19 protein-coding genes and 1 tRNA gene are annotated in these 18,713 nt (G+C 61.5%); 9 read left to right on the top strand and 11 right to left on the bottom strand.

Translation table 11 applies throughout. From position 1 onward, the window contains the following. The first annotated feature begins 49 nt into the window (after positions 1 to 49). Entirely contained in the window at positions 50 to 1,210 is a 1,161-nt protein-coding gene (locus tag ACP3TA_RS10010; RefSeq protein ID WP_426784591.1) for a pyridoxal phosphate-dependent aminotransferase, read from the top strand. Beyond that, the gene (locus ACP3TA_RS10005) at positions 1,198 to 1,971 is read left to right on the top strand and encodes an amidohydrolase (protein ID WP_033641957.1); all 774 of its coding nucleotides are present in this window, start codon (positions 1,198 to 1,200) and stop codon (positions 1,969 to 1,971) included. The genes ACP3TA_RS10010 and ACP3TA_RS10005 overlap by 13 nt, the downstream gene beginning before the upstream one ends. Here the strand turns inward: ACP3TA_RS10005 and hpxK are convergent, their stop codons facing one another. From hpxK to ACP3TA_RS09970, 7 genes are all read right to left on the bottom strand, one after another. Next, entirely contained in the window at positions 1,972 to 3,216 is a 1,245-nt protein-coding gene (gene hpxK, locus ACP3TA_RS10000; RefSeq protein ID WP_426784590.1) for an allantoate amidohydrolase, read from the bottom strand. Next, a complete protein-coding gene (locus ACP3TA_RS09995) occupies positions 3,213 to 4,457 on the bottom strand; it encodes a pyridoxal-phosphate-dependent aminotransferase family protein (RefSeq protein WP_241440377.1) in 1,245 nt (414 codons plus the stop codon). Before ACP3TA_RS09995 ends, hpxK begins: the two co-directional genes overlap by 4 nt. 46 nt (positions 4,458 to 4,503) lie before the next feature. Continuing rightward, positions 4,504 to 5,247 (bottom strand): amino acid ABC transporter ATP-binding protein, encoded by a 744-nt coding sequence (locus ACP3TA_RS09990; RefSeq protein WP_033641954.1) that lies wholly within the window; start codon positions 5,245 to 5,247, stop codon positions 4,504 to 4,506. Next, the gene (locus tag ACP3TA_RS09985; protein ID WP_060659924.1) at positions 5,228 to 5,884 is read right to left on the bottom strand and encodes an amino acid ABC transporter permease; all 657 of its coding nucleotides are present in this window, start codon (positions 5,882 to 5,884) and stop codon (positions 5,228 to 5,230) included. The genes ACP3TA_RS09990 and ACP3TA_RS09985 overlap by 20 nt, the downstream gene beginning before the upstream one ends. After that, entirely contained in the window at positions 5,884 to 6,549 is a 666-nt protein-coding gene (locus ACP3TA_RS09980; protein WP_033634112.1) for an amino acid ABC transporter permease, read from the bottom strand. Before ACP3TA_RS09980 ends, ACP3TA_RS09985 begins: the two co-directional genes overlap by 1 nt. Positions 6,550 to 6,561: 12 nt before the next feature. Continuing rightward, positions 6,562 to 7,353, bottom strand: a complete 792-nt coding sequence (locus ACP3TA_RS09975) for a transporter substrate-binding domain-containing protein (RefSeq protein ID WP_033641952.1) — start codon at positions 7,351 to 7,353, stop codon at positions 6,562 to 6,564. Between the two features lie 216 nt (positions 7,354 to 7,569). After that, positions 7,570 to 8,409 (bottom strand): MurR/RpiR family transcriptional regulator, encoded by an 840-nt coding sequence (locus tag ACP3TA_RS09970; protein ID WP_033651179.1) that lies wholly within the window; start codon positions 8,407 to 8,409, stop codon positions 7,570 to 7,572. 142 nt (positions 8,410 to 8,551) lie between these two features. Here ACP3TA_RS09970 and ACP3TA_RS09965 point away from each other — a divergent pair, with 142 nt between their 5' ends. Genes ACP3TA_RS09965 through hpxZ form a run of 4 tightly spaced genes read left to right on the top strand, consistent with a single transcriptional unit; the run spans position 8,552 to position 12,138 of the window. Continuing rightward, the gene (locus ACP3TA_RS09965; protein ID WP_426784589.1) at positions 8,552 to 10,138 is read left to right on the top strand and encodes a gamma-glutamyltransferase family protein; all 1,587 of its coding nucleotides are present in this window, start codon (positions 8,552 to 8,554) and stop codon (positions 10,136 to 10,138) included. Positions 10,139 to 10,162: 24 nt separating this feature from the next. Then, the gene (gene hpxX / locus ACP3TA_RS09960; protein WP_033651000.1) at positions 10,163 to 10,354 is read left to right on the top strand and encodes an oxalurate catabolism protein HpxX; all 192 of its coding nucleotides are present in this window, start codon (positions 10,163 to 10,165) and stop codon (positions 10,352 to 10,354) included. Then, on the top strand, positions 10,351 to 11,745 hold the full coding sequence (locus tag ACP3TA_RS09955; RefSeq protein WP_033650999.1) for an AtzE family amidohydrolase: 1,395 nt from the start codon (positions 10,351 to 10,353) through the stop codon (positions 11,743 to 11,745). The genes hpxX and ACP3TA_RS09955 overlap by 4 nt, the downstream gene beginning before the upstream one ends. 3 nt (positions 11,746 to 11,748) lie before the next feature. Then, positions 11,749 to 12,138, top strand: a complete 390-nt coding sequence (gene hpxZ, locus ACP3TA_RS09950; RefSeq protein ID WP_033641948.1) for an oxalurate catabolism protein HpxZ — start codon at positions 11,749 to 11,751, stop codon at positions 12,136 to 12,138. 48 nt (positions 12,139 to 12,186) lie between these two features. Here hpxZ and ACP3TA_RS09945 read toward each other — a convergent pair whose 3' ends face one another. Then, positions 12,187 to 13,065 (bottom strand): siderophore-interacting protein, encoded by an 879-nt coding sequence (locus ACP3TA_RS09945; RefSeq protein ID WP_060659927.1) that lies wholly within the window; start codon positions 13,063 to 13,065, stop codon positions 12,187 to 12,189. Positions 13,066 to 13,294: 229 nt separating this feature from the next. Between ACP3TA_RS09945 and ACP3TA_RS09940 the strand changes: the two genes are divergently transcribed. Further along, the gene (locus tag ACP3TA_RS09940) at positions 13,295 to 15,535 is read left to right on the top strand and encodes a TonB-dependent siderophore receptor (protein WP_042785643.1); all 2,241 of its coding nucleotides are present in this window, start codon (positions 13,295 to 13,297) and stop codon (positions 15,533 to 15,535) included. Positions 15,536 to 15,640: 105 nt separating this feature from the next. Here the strand turns inward: ACP3TA_RS09940 and ACP3TA_RS09935 are convergent. Together ACP3TA_RS09935 and dnaQ are read right to left on the bottom strand one after the other, a co-directional pair. Then, positions 15,641 to 15,717: transfer RNA gene (locus tag ACP3TA_RS09935), tRNA-Asp, on the bottom strand. A gap of 144 nt (positions 15,718 to 15,861) precedes the next feature. Continuing rightward, positions 15,862 to 16,605, bottom strand: a complete 744-nt coding sequence (dnaQ, locus tag ACP3TA_RS09930) for a DNA polymerase III subunit epsilon (RefSeq protein WP_426784588.1) — start codon at positions 16,603 to 16,605, stop codon at positions 15,862 to 15,864. A gap of 72 nt (positions 16,606 to 16,677) precedes the next feature. Between dnaQ and rnhA the strand changes: the two genes are divergently transcribed. Beyond that, entirely contained in the window at positions 16,678 to 17,145 is a 468-nt protein-coding gene (rnhA, locus tag ACP3TA_RS09925) for a ribonuclease HI (RefSeq protein ID WP_033641944.1), read from the top strand. On the opposite strand, the gene ACP3TA_RS09920 is transcribed toward rnhA, so the two are convergent. Next, the gene (locus ACP3TA_RS09920; protein WP_033641943.1) at positions 17,142 to 17,861 is read right to left on the bottom strand and encodes a class I SAM-dependent methyltransferase; all 720 of its coding nucleotides are present in this window, start codon (positions 17,859 to 17,861) and stop codon (positions 17,142 to 17,144) included. The two genes, rnhA and ACP3TA_RS09920, sit on opposite strands and share 4 nt — an antisense overlap. A 44-nt stretch (positions 17,862 to 17,905) precedes the next feature. Here ACP3TA_RS09920 and gloB point away from each other — a divergent pair, with 44 nt between their 5' ends. Next, positions 17,906 to 18,661 (top strand): hydroxyacylglutathione hydrolase, encoded by a 756-nt coding sequence (gene gloB, locus ACP3TA_RS09915; RefSeq protein ID WP_046688269.1) that lies wholly within the window; start codon positions 17,906 to 17,908, stop codon positions 18,659 to 18,661. Positions 18,662 to 18,713 lie beyond the last annotated feature (52 nt).

The following is an 18,713-nucleotide window of genomic DNA, read 5'->3' as shown; positions in this document are numbered from 1 at the left end:
CATCGTGTTATATTGACGGCAATATAAGCGCCTGGAGTATTCACCTGCTATGAGCACTTCCGCATTGATTCCCGACAGTAAACTGCCTGCCCTGGGCACCACCATCTTCACCCAAATGAGCGCGCTGGCGCAGCAGCATCAGGCGATCAACCTGTCGCAGGGCTTCCCTGATTTTGACGGGCCGGACTACCTGAAAGCACGCCTGGCCTGGCACGTCGCCCAGGGCGCCAACCAATATGCGCCAATGACCGGCGTGGCGGCGCTGCGCGAAGCCATCGCCGACAAAACCGCCGAGCTGTATGGCTGGCAGCCGGATGCCGGCAGCGAAGTGACCGTCACCGCCGGCGCTACCGAAGCGCTGTTCGCCGCCATCACCGCGCTGGTGCGCTCCGGCGATGAGGTGGTCTGTTTCGATCCGAGCTACGACAGCTACGCGCCGGCGGTGACGCTGGCCGGCGGCGTACTCAAACGCCTCGCCCTGCAGCCGCCCGCATTTGCCGTGAATTGGCAACGGTTCGCCGCCGCGCTGTCGCCGCGCACCCGTCTGGTGATCGTCAATACGCCGCACAACCCGTCCGCCACCGCCTGGCAGGCGGAAGACATGCAGCAGCTGTGGCACGCCATCGCCGAACGCGAGATCTACGTGCTCAGCGACGAAGTCTACGAACACATCTGCTTCGCCAAAGGCGGGCACGCCAGCGTATTGGCCCACCCACAATTGCGCCAACGGGCGATCGCGGTGTCCTCCTTCGGTAAAACCTTCCACATGACCGGCTGGAAAGTGGGTTACTGCGTGGCGCCCGCCGCGCTGAGCGCCGAGGTGCGCAAGGTGCATCAATACCTGACCTTCTCGGTCAACACCCCGGCGCAGCTGGCGCTGGCGGATAGCCTGCGCGCCGAGCCGGAGCACTGGCGACAGTTGCCGGCATTCTACCGCGCCAAGCGCGACCGCTTCGTGCAAGCGCTGGCGAGCAGCCGACTGGAAATTTTACCCTGCGCCGGTACATACTTCTTGCTGGCGGACTACAGCGCCATCTCCGATCTGGACGATGTGGCGTTCTGCCATTGGTTAACCGAGCACGTGGGCGTGGCGGCCATTCCGCTGTCGGTCTTCTGTGCCGATCCTTTCCCCCATAAATTGATCCGGCTGTGCTTCGCTAAACAGGACGCCACGCTGGATGCAGCTGCGGAGCGGTTATGTCGACTTTAAAAATTACCCTGTTGCAGCAACCTCTGGTCTGGCGCGACGGCCTCGCTAACCTGGCCGCCTTCGACGCGTTGCTGGCGCCGATCGTCGGGCGCGATCTCATCGTCTTGCCGGAAATGTTCACCACCGGTTTTGCCATGGATGCCGGCGAGAGCGCCCTGCCCGAACAGCAGGTGATCGACTGGCTGCACGGTTGGGCGGTGAAAAGCCACGCGTTGATCGGCGGCAGCGTGGCGCTGAAAACCGCCGAAGGCGCGGTCAATCGCTTTCTGCTGGTGGAGCCGGGCGGCCAGGTGCATGCCTATGATAAACGCCATCTGTTCCGCATGGCCGGCGAACACCTGCACTATCAGGCCGGCAACCGGCGCGAAATCGTCGAGTGGCGCGGCTGGCGCATCCTGCCGCAGATCTGCTACGACCTGCGTTTCCCGGTCTGGGCGCGCTATCAGCAGGATTACGATCTGGCGCTGTACGTCGCCAACTGGCCGGCGCCGCGCAGCCGCCATTGGCAAACGCTGCTGGCGGCGCGGGCGATTGAAAATCAGGTGTATGTGGCGGGCTGCAACCGGGTGGGCGACGATCCGAACGGCCTGAACTACAGCGGAGACAGCCTGATCATCAGCCCGCAGGGCGAGATCCTGGCGGATGCCGAGCCCGGCGCAGCCGCGCGGCTGGACGCCGAGCTGTCGCTGGAAACCCTGCAGAGTTACCGCAGCGCCTTCCCGGCCTGGCGCGATGCCGACAGCTTTCTGCGTCTTGACTGATTAAACGCGATCCCAGCCGGCGATCGTCAGGCAATAGGCCTGGATCGCCAGCGCTACGTCCGCCTGCCGCACCGCTTCAGCCGGATGATGGCTGACGCCGCCGGCGCAACGCACGAACAGCATGCCGACCGGCCATTGCGCCGCCGCGGCGATGGCGTCATGACCGGCGCCGCTCGGCAGCGCCAGACTCTGCCCCTGTACCTGCTCGACGGCCGCCTGCCAGCGGCGCTGCAGATCGCCATCGCAGGCGGTGGCGTCAATGCGGTAAAACTCCTCGCTGGCGAAGCGCGCTCCGCGGCGTGCGCAGATCGTCTGCGCCTGCGCCAGCAACGTCGCCAACAGCGCCGCCAGCGGCGCATCCTGCGGGCCGCGCACGTCGAGCGTCAATCGCACTTCGCCCGGGATCACGTTGGCCGCGCCCGGCAGGCTCTCGATGCAGCCGACGGTGGCCACCAGATGCGGATCGGCGGCGAGGGTCAACGTTTCAACCGCCGTTATCCATTCCGCCGCGGCCGCCAGCGCGTCTTTGCGCTGCCCCATCGGCACCGTACCGGCATGGCCCGCCTCCCCGCTAAAGACGCAGTTAAGCCGACGCGCGCCGTTGATCGCCGTCACCACCCCCAGCGCCAGGTCGGCCGCCTCCAGACATGGGCCCTGTTCGATATGCAATTCCAGATAAGCGCGGATTTCCTGCGGCGCGCGGCGCGCCTGCGCGATCGCCGTCGGCTCCAGCCCAAAGTCGCGCATGGCCTGCGCGATGCTCACCCCGTCCGCATCAGTCTGCGCCAGCCATTCCTGCGGCCATTGGCCGGTCAAGCCGCGGCTGCCCAGCAACGTCACGCCGAAGCGAGCGCCTTCTTCGTCGGCAAAGCCGATCACCTCCAGCGCCAGCGGCAAACGGCGCCCCTGGCGGTGGTATTGCGCCACCGTTTCCAGCGCCGTGAGCACGCCGAGCATGCCGTCATAGCGCCCGGCGTTGCGCACCGTGTCCAGATGCGAACCGAGCAGCAGCGCGGGGGCGCCGGGCGTTAGCCCTTCATAACGGCCACAGATATTGCCGACGCTGTCTTGCCACACCCGCATGCCGCTCTCGCGCATCCATTCGCCCACCAGAACGTTGGCGCGCCGATGTTCCGCAGACAGATAAAGACGCGTCAGTTTACCGGGCTCCGCGCTGATCGCCGCCAGCTCGTCACAGCGCGCCATCACCCGCGCGGCGGCCTGCTGCGCCTCCTGCGGCGTCATTCTGGCCGTCCTGCATCGTACAGGTTCCAGGCCGCCTGGAGGGCCTCCCCCTGTTGCGTGGCGAAGCCCAACCGGTTCAACACCGCCTCCAGCGCCGCCAGCGTTTGCAGCACGCAATCTTTGCGCGCGTTGTAGCCCATGGTGCCGATGCGCCAGATCTTGCCCTGCAGCGGGCCGAACGAGGTGCCGATTTCGATAGCGAAATCGTTCAGCATCATCTGCCGCACCTGCTCGCCGTGCACCTGCGGCGGGATCATCACGCCGAGCACGTTATTCATGCGGTGCTCGAGATCGCCGAACACCGCCAGCCCCATGCCTTGGATGCCCGCCAGCATCGCCGCGCCGTGCAGCCGGTGGCGGGCAATGGCCTGATCCAGCCCTTCCTCGAGGATCACCCGCGCGCATTCTCGTGCCGCGAACAACATGCTGGTGGCTTCGGTATGGTGATTCAGGCGTTCCGGCCCCCAATAATCCATGATCATGCCGAGGTCGAAATAGTTGGAGTAGATCATCTCGTCGTCGCCGTCGGCATGTTCGGCGGTGCGGATCCCCTCCTCCACGCATTTGCGACGGCGCACGATCTCTTCAAACTGCGGGCTGAGGGTGACCGGCGAACTGCCGGAAGGGCCGCCCAGGCACTTCTGCAGCCCGGCGGAGACCGCATCCAGCCCCCAGGCGTCGGTCTCCAGCGGGTTGCCGCCAAAGGACGCCGTCGCATCGGTATAGAACAGCACGCCGTGGCGGCGGCAGATATCGCCCAGCTCATGCAGCGGCTGCAGCATGGTGGTGGACGTGTCGCCCTGCACCGTCAGCAGCAGGCGCGGGCGCACCCGCTTAATCGCGTCTTCGATGCGATCGGCGCTGAACACCTCGCCCCACGGCGCGTCGATCGTGTGTACCTCGGCGCGACAACGGCGGGCAATTTCGCACAGCAGATGTCCGAAGCGGCCGAATACCGGCACCAGCACCTTATCGCCCGGACGAATGGCGGAAACCAACAGCGCCTCGATGCCGGCGCGTGAGGTGCCGTCCACCAGCATCGTCCAGCGGTTTTCGGTGCGGAACAGCGCGCGATACAGCACCATGACCTGATTCATGTAACCGGTCATTGCCGGATCGTACTGGCCGATCAGTTGGCTCGACATGGCGCGCAGCACGCGCGGATCGGCGTTGATCGGCCCCGGCCCCATCAACAGGCGCGCCGGCGGGTTAATCTGTTCGAACTGCGGAGTAGTTAGCATGTTATTTCCTTACCAGCTTAATAACTTGTCATTTTATTTGCCGAAATCAGGCTTCTGACAACCCGCGCACAGAAGCGATAAACTGTTTCAATTCCTGCGTTTGCGGATTGGCGAACAGCGTGCGGCTATTTCCCTGCTCCCACACCTTGCCCTGGTGCATAAATACCACCCGGTCGCCCACCTCGCGGGCGAAGCTCATTTCATGAGTGACCAGAATCAGCGTCATGCCCTCTCGCGCCAACTGTTCCAGCACCTTCAGGACTTCACCCACCAGCTCGGGATCCAGCGCCGAGGTGATCTCATCGCACAGCAACACCTTCGGTTTCATCGCCAGCGCCCGGGCGATCGCCACCCGCTGCTGTTGCCCGCCGGAAAGGTTGGCCGGCGCGTAATGCATGCGCTCACCCAATCCCACCTTGTTCAGCATCTGTTCGGCCAACTCGCGGCACTCGGCAGCGCTTTTTTTCAGCACCCGGCGCGGCGCCAGCATCACGTTTTCCAGCGCCGTCATATGCGGGAACAGGTTGAAGTTCTGAAACACCATGCCAATCGAGCGGCTGATTTCACGCGCCTGCGAATCGCGATCGGTGATGGTCATGCCGCCCAGTTTGATGCTCCCTTCCTGATACCCTTCCAGCCCGTTGATGCAGCGCAATAGCGTGCTTTTACCAGACCCGCTGCGGCCGATGATCGACACCACCTGCCCCATGTCGATATCCAGATCCACGCCCTTCAACACATGATTCTGACCGTAATATTTTTGAACCTGATTAATGGTGATGATCGGCATGGCATTTCTTCTCCAGATAATGGCTGTAACGCGACAAGGGATAGCACATCAGGAAATAGCCCAATGCGACCAGACCAAACACCTTGAAGGGCTGATAAGTCACATTGTTCAGCATGGTGCCGGCCTTGGTCAGCTCGACGAAGCCAATGATCGACGCCAAGGCGGTGCCCTTGATCACCTGAACCGAGAAACCGACGGTCGGCGCAATGGCGATACGCACCGCCTGCGGCGTGATGGCGCGCATCAGCGTCTGCGTGAAACTCAGCCCGAGACAACGGGCTGCCTCCCACTGACCTTTCGGCAAAGCGGCGATGCTGCCGGACCAGATATCCACCAGAAAAGCGCTGGTGAATAGCGTCAGCGCCAGTGCGGCCGCGGTCCATGGGCTGACGTCGACGCCGAACAGCGCCAGACCGAAAAACGCCAAAAACAGCTGCATCAGCAGCGGCGTGCCCTGAAACAGTTCAGCGTAAACGCGGACAAAACGCATTGCCCAGCGGCGCTTGCTCAGGCGCATCAACACCAGCGGCAGCGCCACCAGCGTGCCGCCGAAGAACGCCGTCAACGACAGCAGCAGCGTCCAGCGAGCCGCCAACAGCAGATTGCGCACGATGTCCCAATCGGTAAACGTCAGCATCAGTTCCGGCTCCCTAAAAAACGCCGCCCGGCGGCCAGTAACAGTTGACGCATCAACAGCGACAACAACAGATAAAGCAGCGCCGTCACCAGATAGACTTCAAAGCTGAGGAAGGTGCGCGACTGGATCAGGTTGGCGGCGAAGGTCAGCTCTTCGAACGAGACCTGCGACACCACCGAGGATCCCAGCATCACGATGATGCACTGGCTCACCAACGCCGGATAAATACGCTGCAGCGACGGCGGCAGTACGATGCGTAAAAAGGTCTGGCTGCGGCTGAGCCCCAACACGCGTCCCGCTTCCCACTGCCCCTTCGGCGTGACCTGAATGCCGGCGCGAATAATTTCGGTGCTGTAGGCGCCAAGGTTGATCACCATCGCCAGCAGCGCCGCCTGCCCGGCCGTCAGTTTCCAGCCCAGGCTCGGCAGGCCGAACACGATGAAGAACAACTGCACGACGAACGGCGTGTTGCGCACCACTTCGACGTAAACGCCCCAGAGGCGGCTCAGCGCGCCGGCCCGGCCGCTGCGGATCGCCGCGCCGCAAATGCCCAGCGCAACCCCCATCAACGTCGCCAGCGCCGTCAGCGCCATCGTCGTCAGTAACCCCGCCAACAGCTCAGGCATGTAGGGCCAGAGCGCGGAGAAATTCAGCTGATAGGTCATCCGCCGCTCCCGTTATGCGCCAAAACCATCGGGCAGCGGCGCCTTCAACCATTTCTCCGACAGGCCATTCAGCGTCTTGTCCGCCAGCGCCTGTCCAATCAGCGCATCCACCGCCGCTTTCAAGGCCGGTTCTCCCTGGCGCAACCCCACGAAGCACGGCGAATCTTTCAACATGAACTTGGCGGCCGGCGCCTTGCCCGGATTCTGGCGCGCCAGGGCGCTCACCACCATGTTACCGGTGGCGATGTACTGCACCTGCCCGGAGAGATAGGCCGACAACGTCGTGTTGTTATCCTCATAACGCTTGATCTGCGCCCCTTTAGGCGCGCCGTCGCTCAGAACCATATCCTCCACCGCACCGCGCGTGACGCCGACGGTCTTGCCATCGAGCTGCGCCATGTCCGCCAACGCGCCGTCTTTAGGACCAAAGACCCCCAGGAAGAACGGCGCATAGGCGCGGCTGAAGGCGATGGTCTTTTCACGCTCCGGATTTTTGCCCAGGCTGGAGATCACCAGATCCACTTTATTAGTCTGCAGATAAGGCACCCGGTTGGCGCTGGTGACCGGCACCAACTGCAACTTAAGTTTCATCTTATCGGCCAGATAACGCGCCATATCGATGTCATAACCCTGGGGCTGCAGATCGGTGCCCACCGAGCCGAATGGCGGGAAATCCTGCGGCACCGCCACGCGCAGGACGCCGCGCTGCCGGATCTCTTGCAATTGATCCGCCATGGTCGGCGCGGCCTGCGCCAGCAAGGCGATCCCAGTGAAAACCGTCCACAGCGTTTTTTTGATGTTCATAGCGTATCCCCGATGGTGAAAAGATGAAACAAAAGATTCTTACACCACAAACGCTGCAACTAATGTGCCAATCGAAAATACGTCGAACCCATGCCTTAACTGGCGCTGATTAACGAGAAAAAACCTGCCGGCCTCAGCGGGCCGGCGACGGAGAAAGGGAAGGCAGGCAGGCCAGAGCTGCACCAAAAATGCGCATAAGCACCAAAAAAGCGCCGGTTAGCGCGGTTCCAGTTCGTCCAAATCCTGATACAGACCGGCAATATGATGAATACGCGATCGCCCCTGCTCTAACATCTCATGCAGCAGGGCGTTGCTGAGCAGGTTACATAAGCTCATGGCGGCTGAATAGCTGTCGAAGGCGGAGACGCTGTCCAGCGAAGCGGCCAAATGCCAGTCCGCCAGCGGGATCAGCGACTGCGCCTGCGGTTCGCAGATCAACAGCGTCGGCACCCGGCGAGTTTGCAGCTGTGTCAGTATCGCCTTGAGCTGACGCGGCCGGCGCCGAAACGCCACCACCACCGCCATATCCTGCGGCGCGAGCTCGACCAGCTCCTCCGCCAGTGTCTGGCCGGGCTGCGGCATCAGCAGCACCCGCTCCCGCACCTGCATCAGCTGCTGACGCAGATGCATGGCTATCGGATAGCTGTTGCGAAACCCCAGCAGCGCGACCCGCCGCGCCCGCGCCAGCGCGGCGATCACCGCGCCGAATTGCTCCACATCGAGATGGCTCACCCAGTGCGAGAGGTTAGCCATTTCCTGCTTGTAATGCCGCGCCAGCAGCGTATTGCCCTGCACCGCATGCCTCTCGTCGGTCACCGGCATGCCGCTCTGGCGCAGGGTGCGCAGCTCAGCGCGCATGTCCTTGTAGCTGCGATACCCCAACCGCTTGAACAGCCTGCTGACCGTGGCTTTAGAAACCCCGCTCAAGCGCGCCAACTCGGCGCTGTTGTAACTGATCAGGTCATCGAAATGATCGAGGATAAAGTCGGCGACGCGCTGTTCCTGCGGCGCCAATTGCGGATATTCGTTGCGCAGGCGTTCATCGAAGGGCTGCATCATCACTCTCGCTGTAACTTTTGTTTCACCGGAACATAGCACGCCCCGGCCCCTCTCTGACAAGCAATTAATCGTCCTGATTAAAAGTGGAACGCCTCTTGCTTCTGTTACCCGAACGCTCACCTCAGACAAGGGCAGAAACATGATTAACAGCAATACCGCGCCACAGGGCATGGCGGTCACGCCACACCATCTCGCCAGCGAAAGCGCGCTGGCGGTGCTGCGCGAAGGCGGCAACGCCATTGAGGCGATGGTGGCCGCCGCCGCGACCATCGCCGTGGTCTATCCGCACATGAACGGCATCGGCGGTGACGGTTTCTGGCTGATCGTGCCGCCGCAGGGCGAGCCGCTGACCATCGACGCCAGCGGCGCCGCCGGCTCGCTGGCGACGCCGACGCTGTACGCCGGAGAAAGCCGCATCCCGCAGCGCGGCCCAAAAGCGGCGTTGACCGTGGCCGGCACCGTCGGCGGCTGGCAGGAGGCGTTGGCCTATTCGGCCGAACTGGGCGAAACGCCGCTGCCGCTGTCGCGGTTGCTCGCCGACGCCATACGCTACGCCGCCGACGGCATTCCGGTCACCGCCTCCCAAGAGGCGGCGACGCGCAGCAAACGCCACGAGCTGGAGGAGTTCGCCCCCTTCGCCCGCATTTACCTGCCGCAGGGAAAGCTCCCGCTTGCCGGCCAACGATTCTGCCAACCGCAGCTGGCCGATACGCTGATCGCACTGAGTGAGGACGGGCTCGACAGTTTTTATCGCGGGCCGCTGGCTGAAAGCATGGCGGCGGACATGGCGATGTTGGGCATGCCGCTTACCGCTCAGGATCTGGCGAGTTATCGGCCATGCCGCCGTCCTCCGCTGCGCCTGGAACACCAAAAAGGTGAAATATTCAATCTGGCTCCCCCGACCCAAGGGCTGGTGTCGCTTGCCATCCTCGGGCTGACCGACCGTCTGCCGCTGGTCGGACAGAGCGAAGGCGCCGTGGTGCACGCCGTGGTCGAGGCCACCAAGCTGGCGTTCGATCTGCGCGACCGTTTCATCACCGATCCGCGCCACATGACGCAGGATCCGCAGGCGCTGCTGGCGGCCGACCATTTGGATAGGCTGGCCGGGCGCATCGACGGCCAAAAAGCGGCCGACTGGGGCCAGGGCAAAGGACCCGGCGATACGGTCTGGATGGGGGTGATGGACAGCAGCGGGCTGGCGGTCTCCTTCATTCAGAGCATCTACCACGAATTCGGCAGCGGCATGGTACTGCCGAACAGCGGCGTCCTGTGGCAAAACCGCGGCGCCTCTTTCAGCCTGGACGCCGATCATCTGCTGGCGCTGGCGCCGGGCAAGCAGCCGTTCCATACGCTGAACTCGGCCGCCGCCCGGCTGTATGACGGACGCACGCTGATCTACGGCTCGATGGGCGGTGACGGCCAGCCGCAGACTCAAGCGGCGTTGTTCGTGCGGCACGTGGTGCAAGGGCTGCCGCTGCAACAGGCGATCAGCGCGCCGCGCTGGCTGCTGGGGCGAACCTGGGGCGAAAGTTCGGACTCGTTGAAGCTTGAGGGGCGCTTTAACGCGGCGACCCTCGACTATCTGCGACAGCGCGGCCACGCCGTTGAACTGCTGCCGGCGTTCAGCGAAACGGTCGGCCATGCCGGCGCCGTCGTACGTCACACCAACGGCATGTTCGAAGGCGCTTTCGATCCGCGAAGCAACGGCAGCGCCGCCGGCTTCTGACTCTCTTATTTCTCGGGATCGCTTATGAACAATCAACACGCCGCCGATTGGGCGGCCTATATCCACCAGATGGAAACCGTGCTGGCCGTGGAACTGGACGATGTCCGCCGCCGGGAACTGTTGAAACAGATCGAACGCATCGCCGCGCTGGCCGAACCGCTGATGGCCTTCCCGCTGGATCCGCGCCAGGAAATCGCGGGGGTATATCGCCCATGAATCCCTTAAGCGCCCTGTCGCTCGCCGAGATCCGTACGGCCCTTGAACGCGGCGCGCTCTCGGCGCGCGAGATCGTCCGGCATACGCTCGATCACATCGACCGTCAGAATCCCGCGCTGAACGCCTTTACGCACATCACCCGGGAACGCATGCAAAAAGAAGCCGATCGCCTTGACCGTTCGCGCGCGCTTGGGCAAACGCTGCCCGCTTTGGCCGGCATTCCCTATGCGGTAAAAAATCTGTTCGACGTCGCCGGTGAAAACACGCTGGCCGGCGCCCGCCTGTTCAGCGATCGGCCACCGGCCGGCCGCGACGCCTGGGGCGTCTCCCGGCTGGCGGATCAAGGCGCGTTGCTTTGCGGCATGTTGAACATGGACGCCTACGCCTACGGTTTCACCACCGAGAACAGCCATTACGGCGCTACCCGAAACCCACATGACCTCGGGCGCATCGCCGGCGGCTCTTCGGGCGGCTCGGCCGCAGCGGTGGCGGCCGGCCTGGTGACCTTTTCGCTCGGCAGCGACACCAATGGCTCAATACGCGTGCCCGCCTCGCTGTGCGGCATTTATGGTCTGAAACCGACCTTCGGCCGTCTTTCGCGCAGCGGCAGCCAGCCGTTTGTCGACAGCCTGGATCACATTGGCCCGTTCGCCCGCCGGGTGCACGATCTCGCGACGGTGTATGACGCGATGCAGGGCATCGACGCCGAGGATCCGTTCCAGAGCGATCGGCCGATTTCCCGCACCGAAGCGTTGCTGGCACAGGGCAGCCAGAACCTGCGCTGCGCCGTGTTAGGCGGCTATTTCCTGCAATGGTGCAATGATGACGCCAAAGCCGCAGTCAACCAGGTGGCGCAAGCGCTGGCAGCCAGCGCCGAAGTCGAGCTGCCGCAGGCCGAGCTGGCCCGATCGGCGGCCTTTATCCTCAGCGCCTCAGAGGGCGGCCATCGCTATCTGCCGCAGTTGCGCAGCCAACCCGAACGCTTCGAGCCACTGTCGCGAGAACGACTGCTGGCCGGCGCCATGCTCCCCGCCACCTGGTATTTGCAGGCACAGCGCTTTCGTCACGCGTTTCGCCGGCAAGCCGCGCCGCTGTTCAAGCACTGGGACATTTTGATCGCCCCGGCGACGCCGTGCAGCGCCACGCCGATCGGCCAGGAAACGATGCGCATCAACGGCGTCGATCTGCCGATCCGCGCCAGTATGGGCATGCTGACGCAGCCGATTTCCTTCCTTGGCCTGCCGGTCGTGACGGTTCCTTTGAAAAGCGCATCCGGTCTGCCGATCGGCCTGCAACTGATCGCCCCGCCGTGGCGCGAAGATTTGGCGCTGCGCGCCGCCTATGCGCTGGAATGCGCCGGCATCGCCACTTGCGTCTGCAAACAGGAGTAATCAATGAACAGTGAACATATCGATCGGCCGGCGGTGCTGGCGGAGGTCAACGCCGCCTTTTACCGCTATGAGCAGGCGTTAATCAGCAATGACATCGATGTGCTGGACGAGTTGTTCTGGCACGACGCGCGCACGGTGCGCTATGGCGCCACCGAAAGCCTCTACGGTATCGACGAAATCCGCGATTTTCGTCAACGGCGCCCGGCCAACGGACTGGAGCGGCTGTTGGAAAACACCCAAATCACGACTTTTGGTGAAGATATGGCGGTGGCCAGCACGGAATTTCATCGGCCGGGCAGCAACCGCAGGGGGCGGCAAATGCAAACCTGGGTCAAGCTGCCCTGTGGCTGGCGCATCGTAGCGGCGCACGTCAGCCTGCTCGACGCGCCTTAGGCCTCCAGGCGGTAGAGCCCATGATGAAGGCGCACGGCGGCGGCCGACTCAGCACCAATAGGCCATGAAGTTAACGGTGGAGCGATCCAGATCGCGTTCGCCAATCAGGTAACGCCGCAGCGTTTTCACCGCGGAAGACTCGGCCGCTACCCAGACATAGAAAGCGTTGCTGCCGGCCGCCCGCTCCCACAACACCTCATCGCTCAGGCTGCTTTCCGCCAGGGACTGCGCTTGCGCACAGGCCGATGCGGGGATATCCACCCGCTGGCGCACCGCTTCCACCAGCAGCGTGCCGTGCGCCAGCTGGCGGCCGACGTCGCGCGGCAGCCAATAAACGTCGGCGAACGGGAAATGCGCCAAATCCAGGCAATCCGCCGCCACCGGCACCTCGAAAAACGCCTGCACCCGCGGCGGATTGGCCTGCTGCGCCAGCTGTTCCAGAATCGCCATCGCCGCCGGCACCGCCGTCTCATCGGCGATCAGCAACGCCTGTTGCAACTGCGCCGGCGGCGCCCATTCGTAACCGCCGCTGTCGCCGTCGAAGTCACCGTTGGGGGCGACCGTTTGAATCGTGTCTCCGGGTTCGGCATGGGTCGCCCAGGCTGAAGCCGGGCCGTTCACGCCATGCAGCACGAACTCGACGTCCATCTGATTCTGCTCGCGGCGCAGCGCACGCAGCGTATAGGTGCGCATTACCGGACGCTGTTCTTTGGGGAGCGCCATGTAATCGCCGTACCAGTCCGGGCCGTTGGCCAACGGCGTGATCTTGCCGTCCGCCGCCGGGAACAGCAGTTTGATGCGCTGGTCAGGCGCTTCCAGCTTCATGCGATGAACATCCGCACCTTCAAACACGCAGCGCAGCAGCGAGGGCGAAATCAGCGTTTTGCTTTTCAGGGTGATATCAAAAATTCTGTAGCTGGCGGACATGTTCTCGACTCTCCGGCAACGGCTGTCGCTTTTACGTATGACCGATCGGCTGCCGTGTTGGCGGCGTGGCCGCGCGATCGCGCAGCGGATAAATGTTAATAAAACTAATTAATTACGTTAATGCATAGCAAAAAATCATATCATGATTTTATTGATAACAAGAAACGTTATTGATAAAAGAAGCATTCTCAAAAAACAACGTAACGACAATATCACCTGGGAAATAACGATGAAACGCAAACCTCTTTGGGTATTAAACCCATGTCTGCTGGCGTTGCTTGCGCCGGCGGCCTGGGCAGAAGATCAGAAAAACGGCAGCGAAGAGCAGGTGGTCGTCTCCGCCAGCCGTTCGCACCGCAGCGCGGCGGAAATGGCGCAGACGACATGGGTGATCGAAAGTCAGGAGATCGAACAGCAGGTCCAGGGCGGCAAAGAGATCAAGGACATGTTGGCTCAGCTGATCCCCGGCATGGACGTCAGCGGCCAGGGCCGCACCAACTATGGCATGAATATGCGCGGCCGTTCGATGATGGTGATGATCGACGGCGTACGCCTGAACTCGTCGCGCAGCGACAGCCGCCAGTTGGATTCGATCGACCCGTTCAATATCGACCATATTGAGGTGATTTCCGGCGCGACCGCACTGTACGGCGGCGGCAGCACCGGCGGCCTGATCAATATCGTGACCAAGAAAGGACAGAAAGAGCAGCAGGTCGAATTGCAGGTCGGCGGCAAAACCGGCTTCGGCGGCCATAACGATCACGACGAGAACGTGGCGGCGGCGGTCAGCGGCGGCAACGACAACGCCTCGGGGCGGCTGTCCGTTTCTTACCAGCGTTACGGCGGCTGGTACGACGGCAAAGGCAACGAGGTGCTGATCGACAATACTCAAACCGGCCTGCAGTATTCCAATCGCCTCGATGTGATGGGCACCGGCACCCTCAACATCGACGATCATCAACAGCTGCAGCTGACCACCCAATACTACAAAAGCCAGTCCGACGGCGATCACGGCCTGTTTCTGGGGGAAAACTTCGCGGCGGTGACCGGCAACGCCAAGGCGTACAACAGCGGTAACTTAAACTCCGATCGCATCCCCGGCACCGAGCGCCACCTGATCAACCTGCAATATTCCAACACCGATTTCCTCGGCCAGGATCTGGTGGCGCAGGTCTACTACCGCGACGAAACGTTGACCTTCTACCCCTTCCCAACGCTGGCGGGCAAAGCGCCGAACTATTACGTCAGCAGCATTGGCGCTTCGCAGCAAAAAACCGATTTTTACGGCGGCAAACTGACGTTAAACAGCAAACCTGTCGACGCGCTGACGCTGACTTACGGCATCGACGCCGAGCATGAAAGCTTCAACGCCAACCAGCAGTTCTTCAACCTGGCGAAGGCCCAACAGTCCGGCGGCATGACGCTGGAGAACGCTTACGGCACCGGCCGCTACCCGAGCTATACCACCAGCAACCTGGCGTCGTTCCTGCAGGCCAGTTACGACATCAATCCCATCTTCACCCTGAGCGGCGGCGTGCGTTACCAGTACACCGAAAACAAGATCGACGACTTCGTCGGCTATAACCAGCAGCAGGCGATCGCCACCGGCGCCGCCGCCTCCGCCGACGCCATCCCGGGAGGGAAAACCGACTACAACAATGCGCTGTTCAACGCCGGTCTGTTGGCGCACTTGACCGAGCGTCAGCAAACCTGGTTCAACTTCTCTCAGGGCTTCGAGATCCCGGATCCGGGCAAATATTACGGCAACGGCACCTACGCGTTGAACGGCGGCCATTACCAGTTGCTGAAGAGCGTCAACGTCGGCGATTCCAAGCTGGAAGGCATCAAGGTCAACGCCTACGAGCTGGGCTGGCGCTATACCGGCGATAACCTGCGCACGCAAATCGCCGCCTACTACTCGTTGTCCGACAAGAGCATCGCCATCAACAAAACCGACATGACCATTAACGTCAATGCGGACAAGCGGCGCATCTATGGGCTGGAAGGTGCGGTGGACTACTTCTTCGAAGACAGCGACTGGAGCGCCGGCACCAACTTCAACTTCATCCGTTCTGAAACCAAGGTCAACGGCGAATGGAAGAAGCTGGTGGTCGATACCGCCAGCCCATCGAAAGTCACCGCTTACGTCGGCTGGGCGCCGGGCGACTGGAATCTGCGCTTGCAGTCGCAGCAAACCTTCGACGTGTCGGACGACGGCGATTATACCAAGGCCAACTCCACCCAAGGCCGCAAAATAGATGGCTACAACACCCTCGATTTCCTGGGCAGCTATGCCCTGCCGGTGGGGAAAGTCAGCTTCAGCGTGGAAAACCTGTTGGACAAGGAGTACACCACCGTTTGGGGCCAACGCGCGCCGATCCTGTACAGCCCGACCTACGGCTCGCCTGAGCTGTACAGCTATAAAGGCCGCGGACGCACCTTCGGCTTGAATTACTCGGTGTTGTTCTGAGGATAAGGGGCCGGTCTGCCGGCCCCGTTCTCTGGGCCGCAGCGTTTTGCCGAGAACGGAAACGACGAAGCCCTGAGTTATCGCTAACTCAGGGCTTCTGAATAGTGGCGGAACGGACGGGGCTCGAACCCGCGACCCCCTGCGTGACAGGCAGGTATTCTAACCAACTGAACTACCGCTCCGCGCCATTCCCTCTTGCGGGGGAACGAGGCGCATATTACGGACGCCTCTCGGTTCCGTCAACGCCTTTTTCTCCGCAAATGAACCGTTTGCACAGTTTTTCAACGAAGGGTCGCCCGGTGCGTTTTTTTCGTGCAAAAACGCCGTTATTCCGCCGGCGCCTCGCGCCACAGGCAGCTGCCGCCCTTCTTCGCCACCAGATCCAGACGCGCCTCGTGCGCCTTTATTTCTTCGTCGCTGGCGTAGACCACTTTCATCGCCGTAGCCGGGCGGACGATACGCTGTATTTCTTGCGCGGCATCGTTTTGCTGGGTGTCGCCTTCCATTTGGAACGCTATCGACGTCTGACCGCCGGTCATCGCCAGATAGACTTCCGCCAGGATCTCGGCATCGAGCAATGCGCCGTGCAGCGTACGCTTGCTGTTGTCTATCTCATAGCGGCTGCACAAGGCATCGAGGTTGTTGCGCTTGCCCGGGAACAGGCGGCGCGCCATCATCAGGCTGTCGGTGATGGTGCAGAAGGTCTCGGTCTTCGGGATCCCCTGCTGCAGCATGCGGAATTCGTGATCCATAAAGCCGATATCGAACGCCGCGTTATGGATCACCAGCTCGCCGCCGCGGATAAAGTCGAGGAATTCGTCGGCAACCTGATCGAAGGTCGGTTTGTCGGCCAGGAAGTCGTCACTGATGCCGTGTACGCCGTACGCTTCCGGATCCACCAGCCGATCCGGCTTGATGTATACGTGGAAATTGCGCCCGGTCAGGCGGCGGTTAATCACTTCCACCGCACCGATTTCGATAATGCGGTGCCCTTCGTAGTGCACCCCAAGCTTGTTCATACCGGTGGTTTCGGTATCGAGGACAATCTGTCTGGTGGTTGTAGAGATCATATTGCAGTGCTCACAGCGCTCGTTTATGTCAGACTTGGCTTTTATAAAACTGATAGGAAGAGTCTACCAGAGATGCTCAAACAGGTAGAAATTTTCACCGACGGCTCCTGCCTTGGCAACCCTGGCCCCGGTGGCTACGGCGCGATACTGCGCTATAAGCAGACGGAAAAAACCTTCAGCGAAGGATTTCGTCTGACCACCAATAACCGCATGGAAATGATGGCGGCGATCGTGGCGTTGGAAGCGCTGACGGTGCCTTGCGCCGTGACGCTCAGCACCGACAGCCAGTACGTGCGCCAGGGCATTACCAGCTGGATCCATAACTGGAAGAAACGCGGTTGGAAAACCGCCGACAAAAAACCGGTCAAGAATGTCGATCTGTGGCAGCGGCTGGATCAGGCCATTCAGCGCCACACCGTTAAATGGGAGTGGGTCAAGGGCCACGCCGGCCACCCGGAGAACGAACGCTGCGACGAGCTGGCGCGCGAGGCGGCGGGTAAACCGACGCAAGATGACGTCGGCTACCAACCGGAAGCCTAAGGCAGCTTGCGATAACTCTTGGTCGCGCCCACCGCGCGGCTGAGAGACGGCTTTCTCGCCCCCAGTTTCATCGGCGTGGGCGTCAGCGGCAAGGTGCGCTTGCGCGCCACAATCACGCTCATGCAGCCCAGCGCCGGCAAATGGGTGCATAAAAACTTGCCGCCCTTGCGGTGCCACGGCAGCACGTGAAAACGCGCCTGGTGCAACACCTCGTAATTCAGCAGGCTGAGCCAATCCAACAACCGCATCTGGGTAAACATGCGGCTGACATAGGGCTGACGATGACGCAATCCGGGCACCAGCTTGCCCAATCCCAGCAGGCTGAACGGATTGAAGCTGCTGACAACCAGCCAGCCATCGTCGATCAACACCCTATCCACCTCACGCAGCATGCGATGCGGATCGTCCGCGTAGGACAGCGTATGCGCCAACAGGCAGGCATCCACCGATTTGGCGGCGAACGGCAGTTGATAGGCGTCGGCGATCACCTGCAGCCCTTCCCCCTCCAGCCCTACGTTGACCTGGTGGGAGATTGCGCATTTATCCGTGGCCAGCTCGGCGCTGAGCATGCCCATCTTCAGCAGATGGAAACCGAACAGCTTGGGCCACCAGGGTTGCAACTGCCGCTCGAGCGCTTCACGATAGTACTCCCCCCACGGCAGCTCAGCCCAGGACTGCGGGCCGGTGAGCTTTTGTAGAGTATGGGCTGGTTTCATGATTTATTATCTTCTTTCAAGCCGTTGCCAACGAGAGGTACACCATGAATCTTATCAGCATTCCCGCCTTCCAGGACAATTACATTTGGTTATTGGATGACCGGCAGGGGCGCTGCATTATCGTCGATCCGGGTGAAGCGCGGCCGGTGCTCGAGGCGCTGCAGCGCCTGCAGCTGGCGCCGTCGGCGATCCTGCTGACCCACCACCACCACGATCACGTCGGTGGCGTGGCGCAGATTGTCTCACAATACCCGGGCCTGGCGGTCTACGGGCCGCAGGAAACCGCTGGCAAAGGCGCCAACCACGTCGTCCACGACGGCGACACCTTTGATATCGATGGCCGCCAATACAGGACTATCGCCGTTCCCGGCCATACGCTGGGCCATGTGGCATTCTATAGTGCCCCTTATCTGTTCTGCGGCGACACCATTTTCTCCGCCGGCTGCGGCAGGCTGTTTGAAGGCACCGCAAAACAAATGTACGACTCATTTCAACAACTCGCGCAACTTCCCGATAACACCTTAATTTGCTGCGCGCATGAATATACTCTTTCAAATCTTAAGTTTGCGCGGGCTATTTTGCCGGAAGATCGAGAGATTGAAACATATCAACAACATGTTGAAGCGTTAAGGGCAAAAGGCCAAGCTAGCGTGCCGACCACGTTGCAATTAGAGCGCAAAATTAACCTGTTTTTACGTTGCCATGACACTGATTTACAAAAGAAATTAGGCTTTAATTCACCACCGGAAAGCCTTCATTCAGTTTTTTCTGAATTACGCCTGCGGAAAGATAACTTCTAAGCTTTTAGTTGTGTTATTTGGCGAAGCAAAGTATTATTGCTCGTCTTTTAAG

Source organism: Serratia sp. 2C06, assembly GCF_050037615.1.
GTDB lineage: Bacteria > Pseudomonadota > Gammaproteobacteria > Enterobacterales > Enterobacteriaceae > Serratia > Serratia ureilytica.
The sequence above is the reverse complement of the archived record's forward strand: the minus strand, read 5'-3'. Positions and strand labels throughout refer to the sequence as shown.

Bases quoted from the DNA above. Each gene is read 5' to 3' on its own strand.
- ACP3TA_RS09985 (WP_060659924.1), bottom strand. From the start codon at position 5,884: ATGCTGACGTTTACCGATTGGGACATCGTGCGCAATCTGCTGTTGGCG.
- hpxK (WP_426784590.1), bottom strand. From the start codon at position 3,216: ATGACGCCGCAGGAGGCGCAGCAGGCCGCCGCGCGGGTGATGGCGCGC.
- ACP3TA_RS10005 (WP_033641957.1), top strand. From the start codon at position 1,198: ATGTCGACTTTAAAAATTACCCTGTTGCAGCAACCTCTGGTCTGGCGC.
- ACP3TA_RS10010 (WP_426784591.1), top strand. From the start codon at position 50: ATGAGCACTTCCGCATTGATTCCCGACAGTAAACTGCCTGCCCTGGGC.
- ACP3TA_RS09945 (WP_060659927.1), bottom strand. From the start codon at position 13,065: ATGTCCGCCAGCTACAGAATTTTTGATATCACCCTGAAAAGCAAAACG.
- hpxX (WP_033651000.1), top strand. From the start codon at position 10,163: ATGAACAATCAACACGCCGCCGATTGGGCGGCCTATATCCACCAGATG.
- ACP3TA_RS09975 (WP_033641952.1), bottom strand. From the start codon at position 7,353: ATGAACATCAAAAAAACGCTGTGGACGGTTTTCACTGGGATCGCCTTG.
- ACP3TA_RS09990 (WP_033641954.1), bottom strand. From the start codon at position 5,247: ATGCCGATCATCACCATTAATCAGGTTCAAAAATATTACGGTCAGAAT.
- ACP3TA_RS09940 (WP_042785643.1), top strand. From the start codon at position 13,295: ATGAAACGCAAACCTCTTTGGGTATTAAACCCATGTCTGCTGGCGTTG.
- ACP3TA_RS09920 (WP_033641943.1), bottom strand. From the start codon at position 17,861: ATGAAACCAGCCCATACTCTACAAAAGCTCACCGGCCCGCAGTCCTGG.
- ACP3TA_RS09965 (WP_426784589.1), top strand. From the start codon at position 8,552: ATGATTAACAGCAATACCGCGCCACAGGGCATGGCGGTCACGCCACAC.
- rnhA (WP_033641944.1), top strand. From the start codon at position 16,678: ATGCTCAAACAGGTAGAAATTTTCACCGACGGCTCCTGCCTTGGCAAC.
- hpxZ (WP_033641948.1), top strand. From the start codon at position 11,749: ATGAACAGTGAACATATCGATCGGCCGGCGGTGCTGGCGGAGGTCAAC.
- gloB (WP_046688269.1), top strand. From the start codon at position 17,906: ATGAATCTTATCAGCATTCCCGCCTTCCAGGACAATTACATTTGGTTA.
- dnaQ (WP_426784588.1), bottom strand. From the start codon at position 16,605: ATGATCTCTACAACCACCAGACAGATTGTCCTCGATACCGAAACCACC.
- ACP3TA_RS09980 (WP_033634112.1), bottom strand. From the start codon at position 6,549: ATGACCTATCAGCTGAATTTCTCCGCGCTCTGGCCCTACATGCCTGAG.
- ACP3TA_RS09970 (WP_033651179.1), bottom strand. From the start codon at position 8,409: ATGCAGCCCTTCGATGAACGCCTGCGCAACGAATATCCGCAATTGGCG.
- ACP3TA_RS09995 (WP_241440377.1), bottom strand. From the start codon at position 4,457: ATGCTAACTACTCCGCAGTTCGAACAGATTAACCCGCCGGCGCGCCTG.
- ACP3TA_RS09955 (WP_033650999.1), top strand. From the start codon at position 10,351: ATGAATCCCTTAAGCGCCCTGTCGCTCGCCGAGATCCGTACGGCCCTT.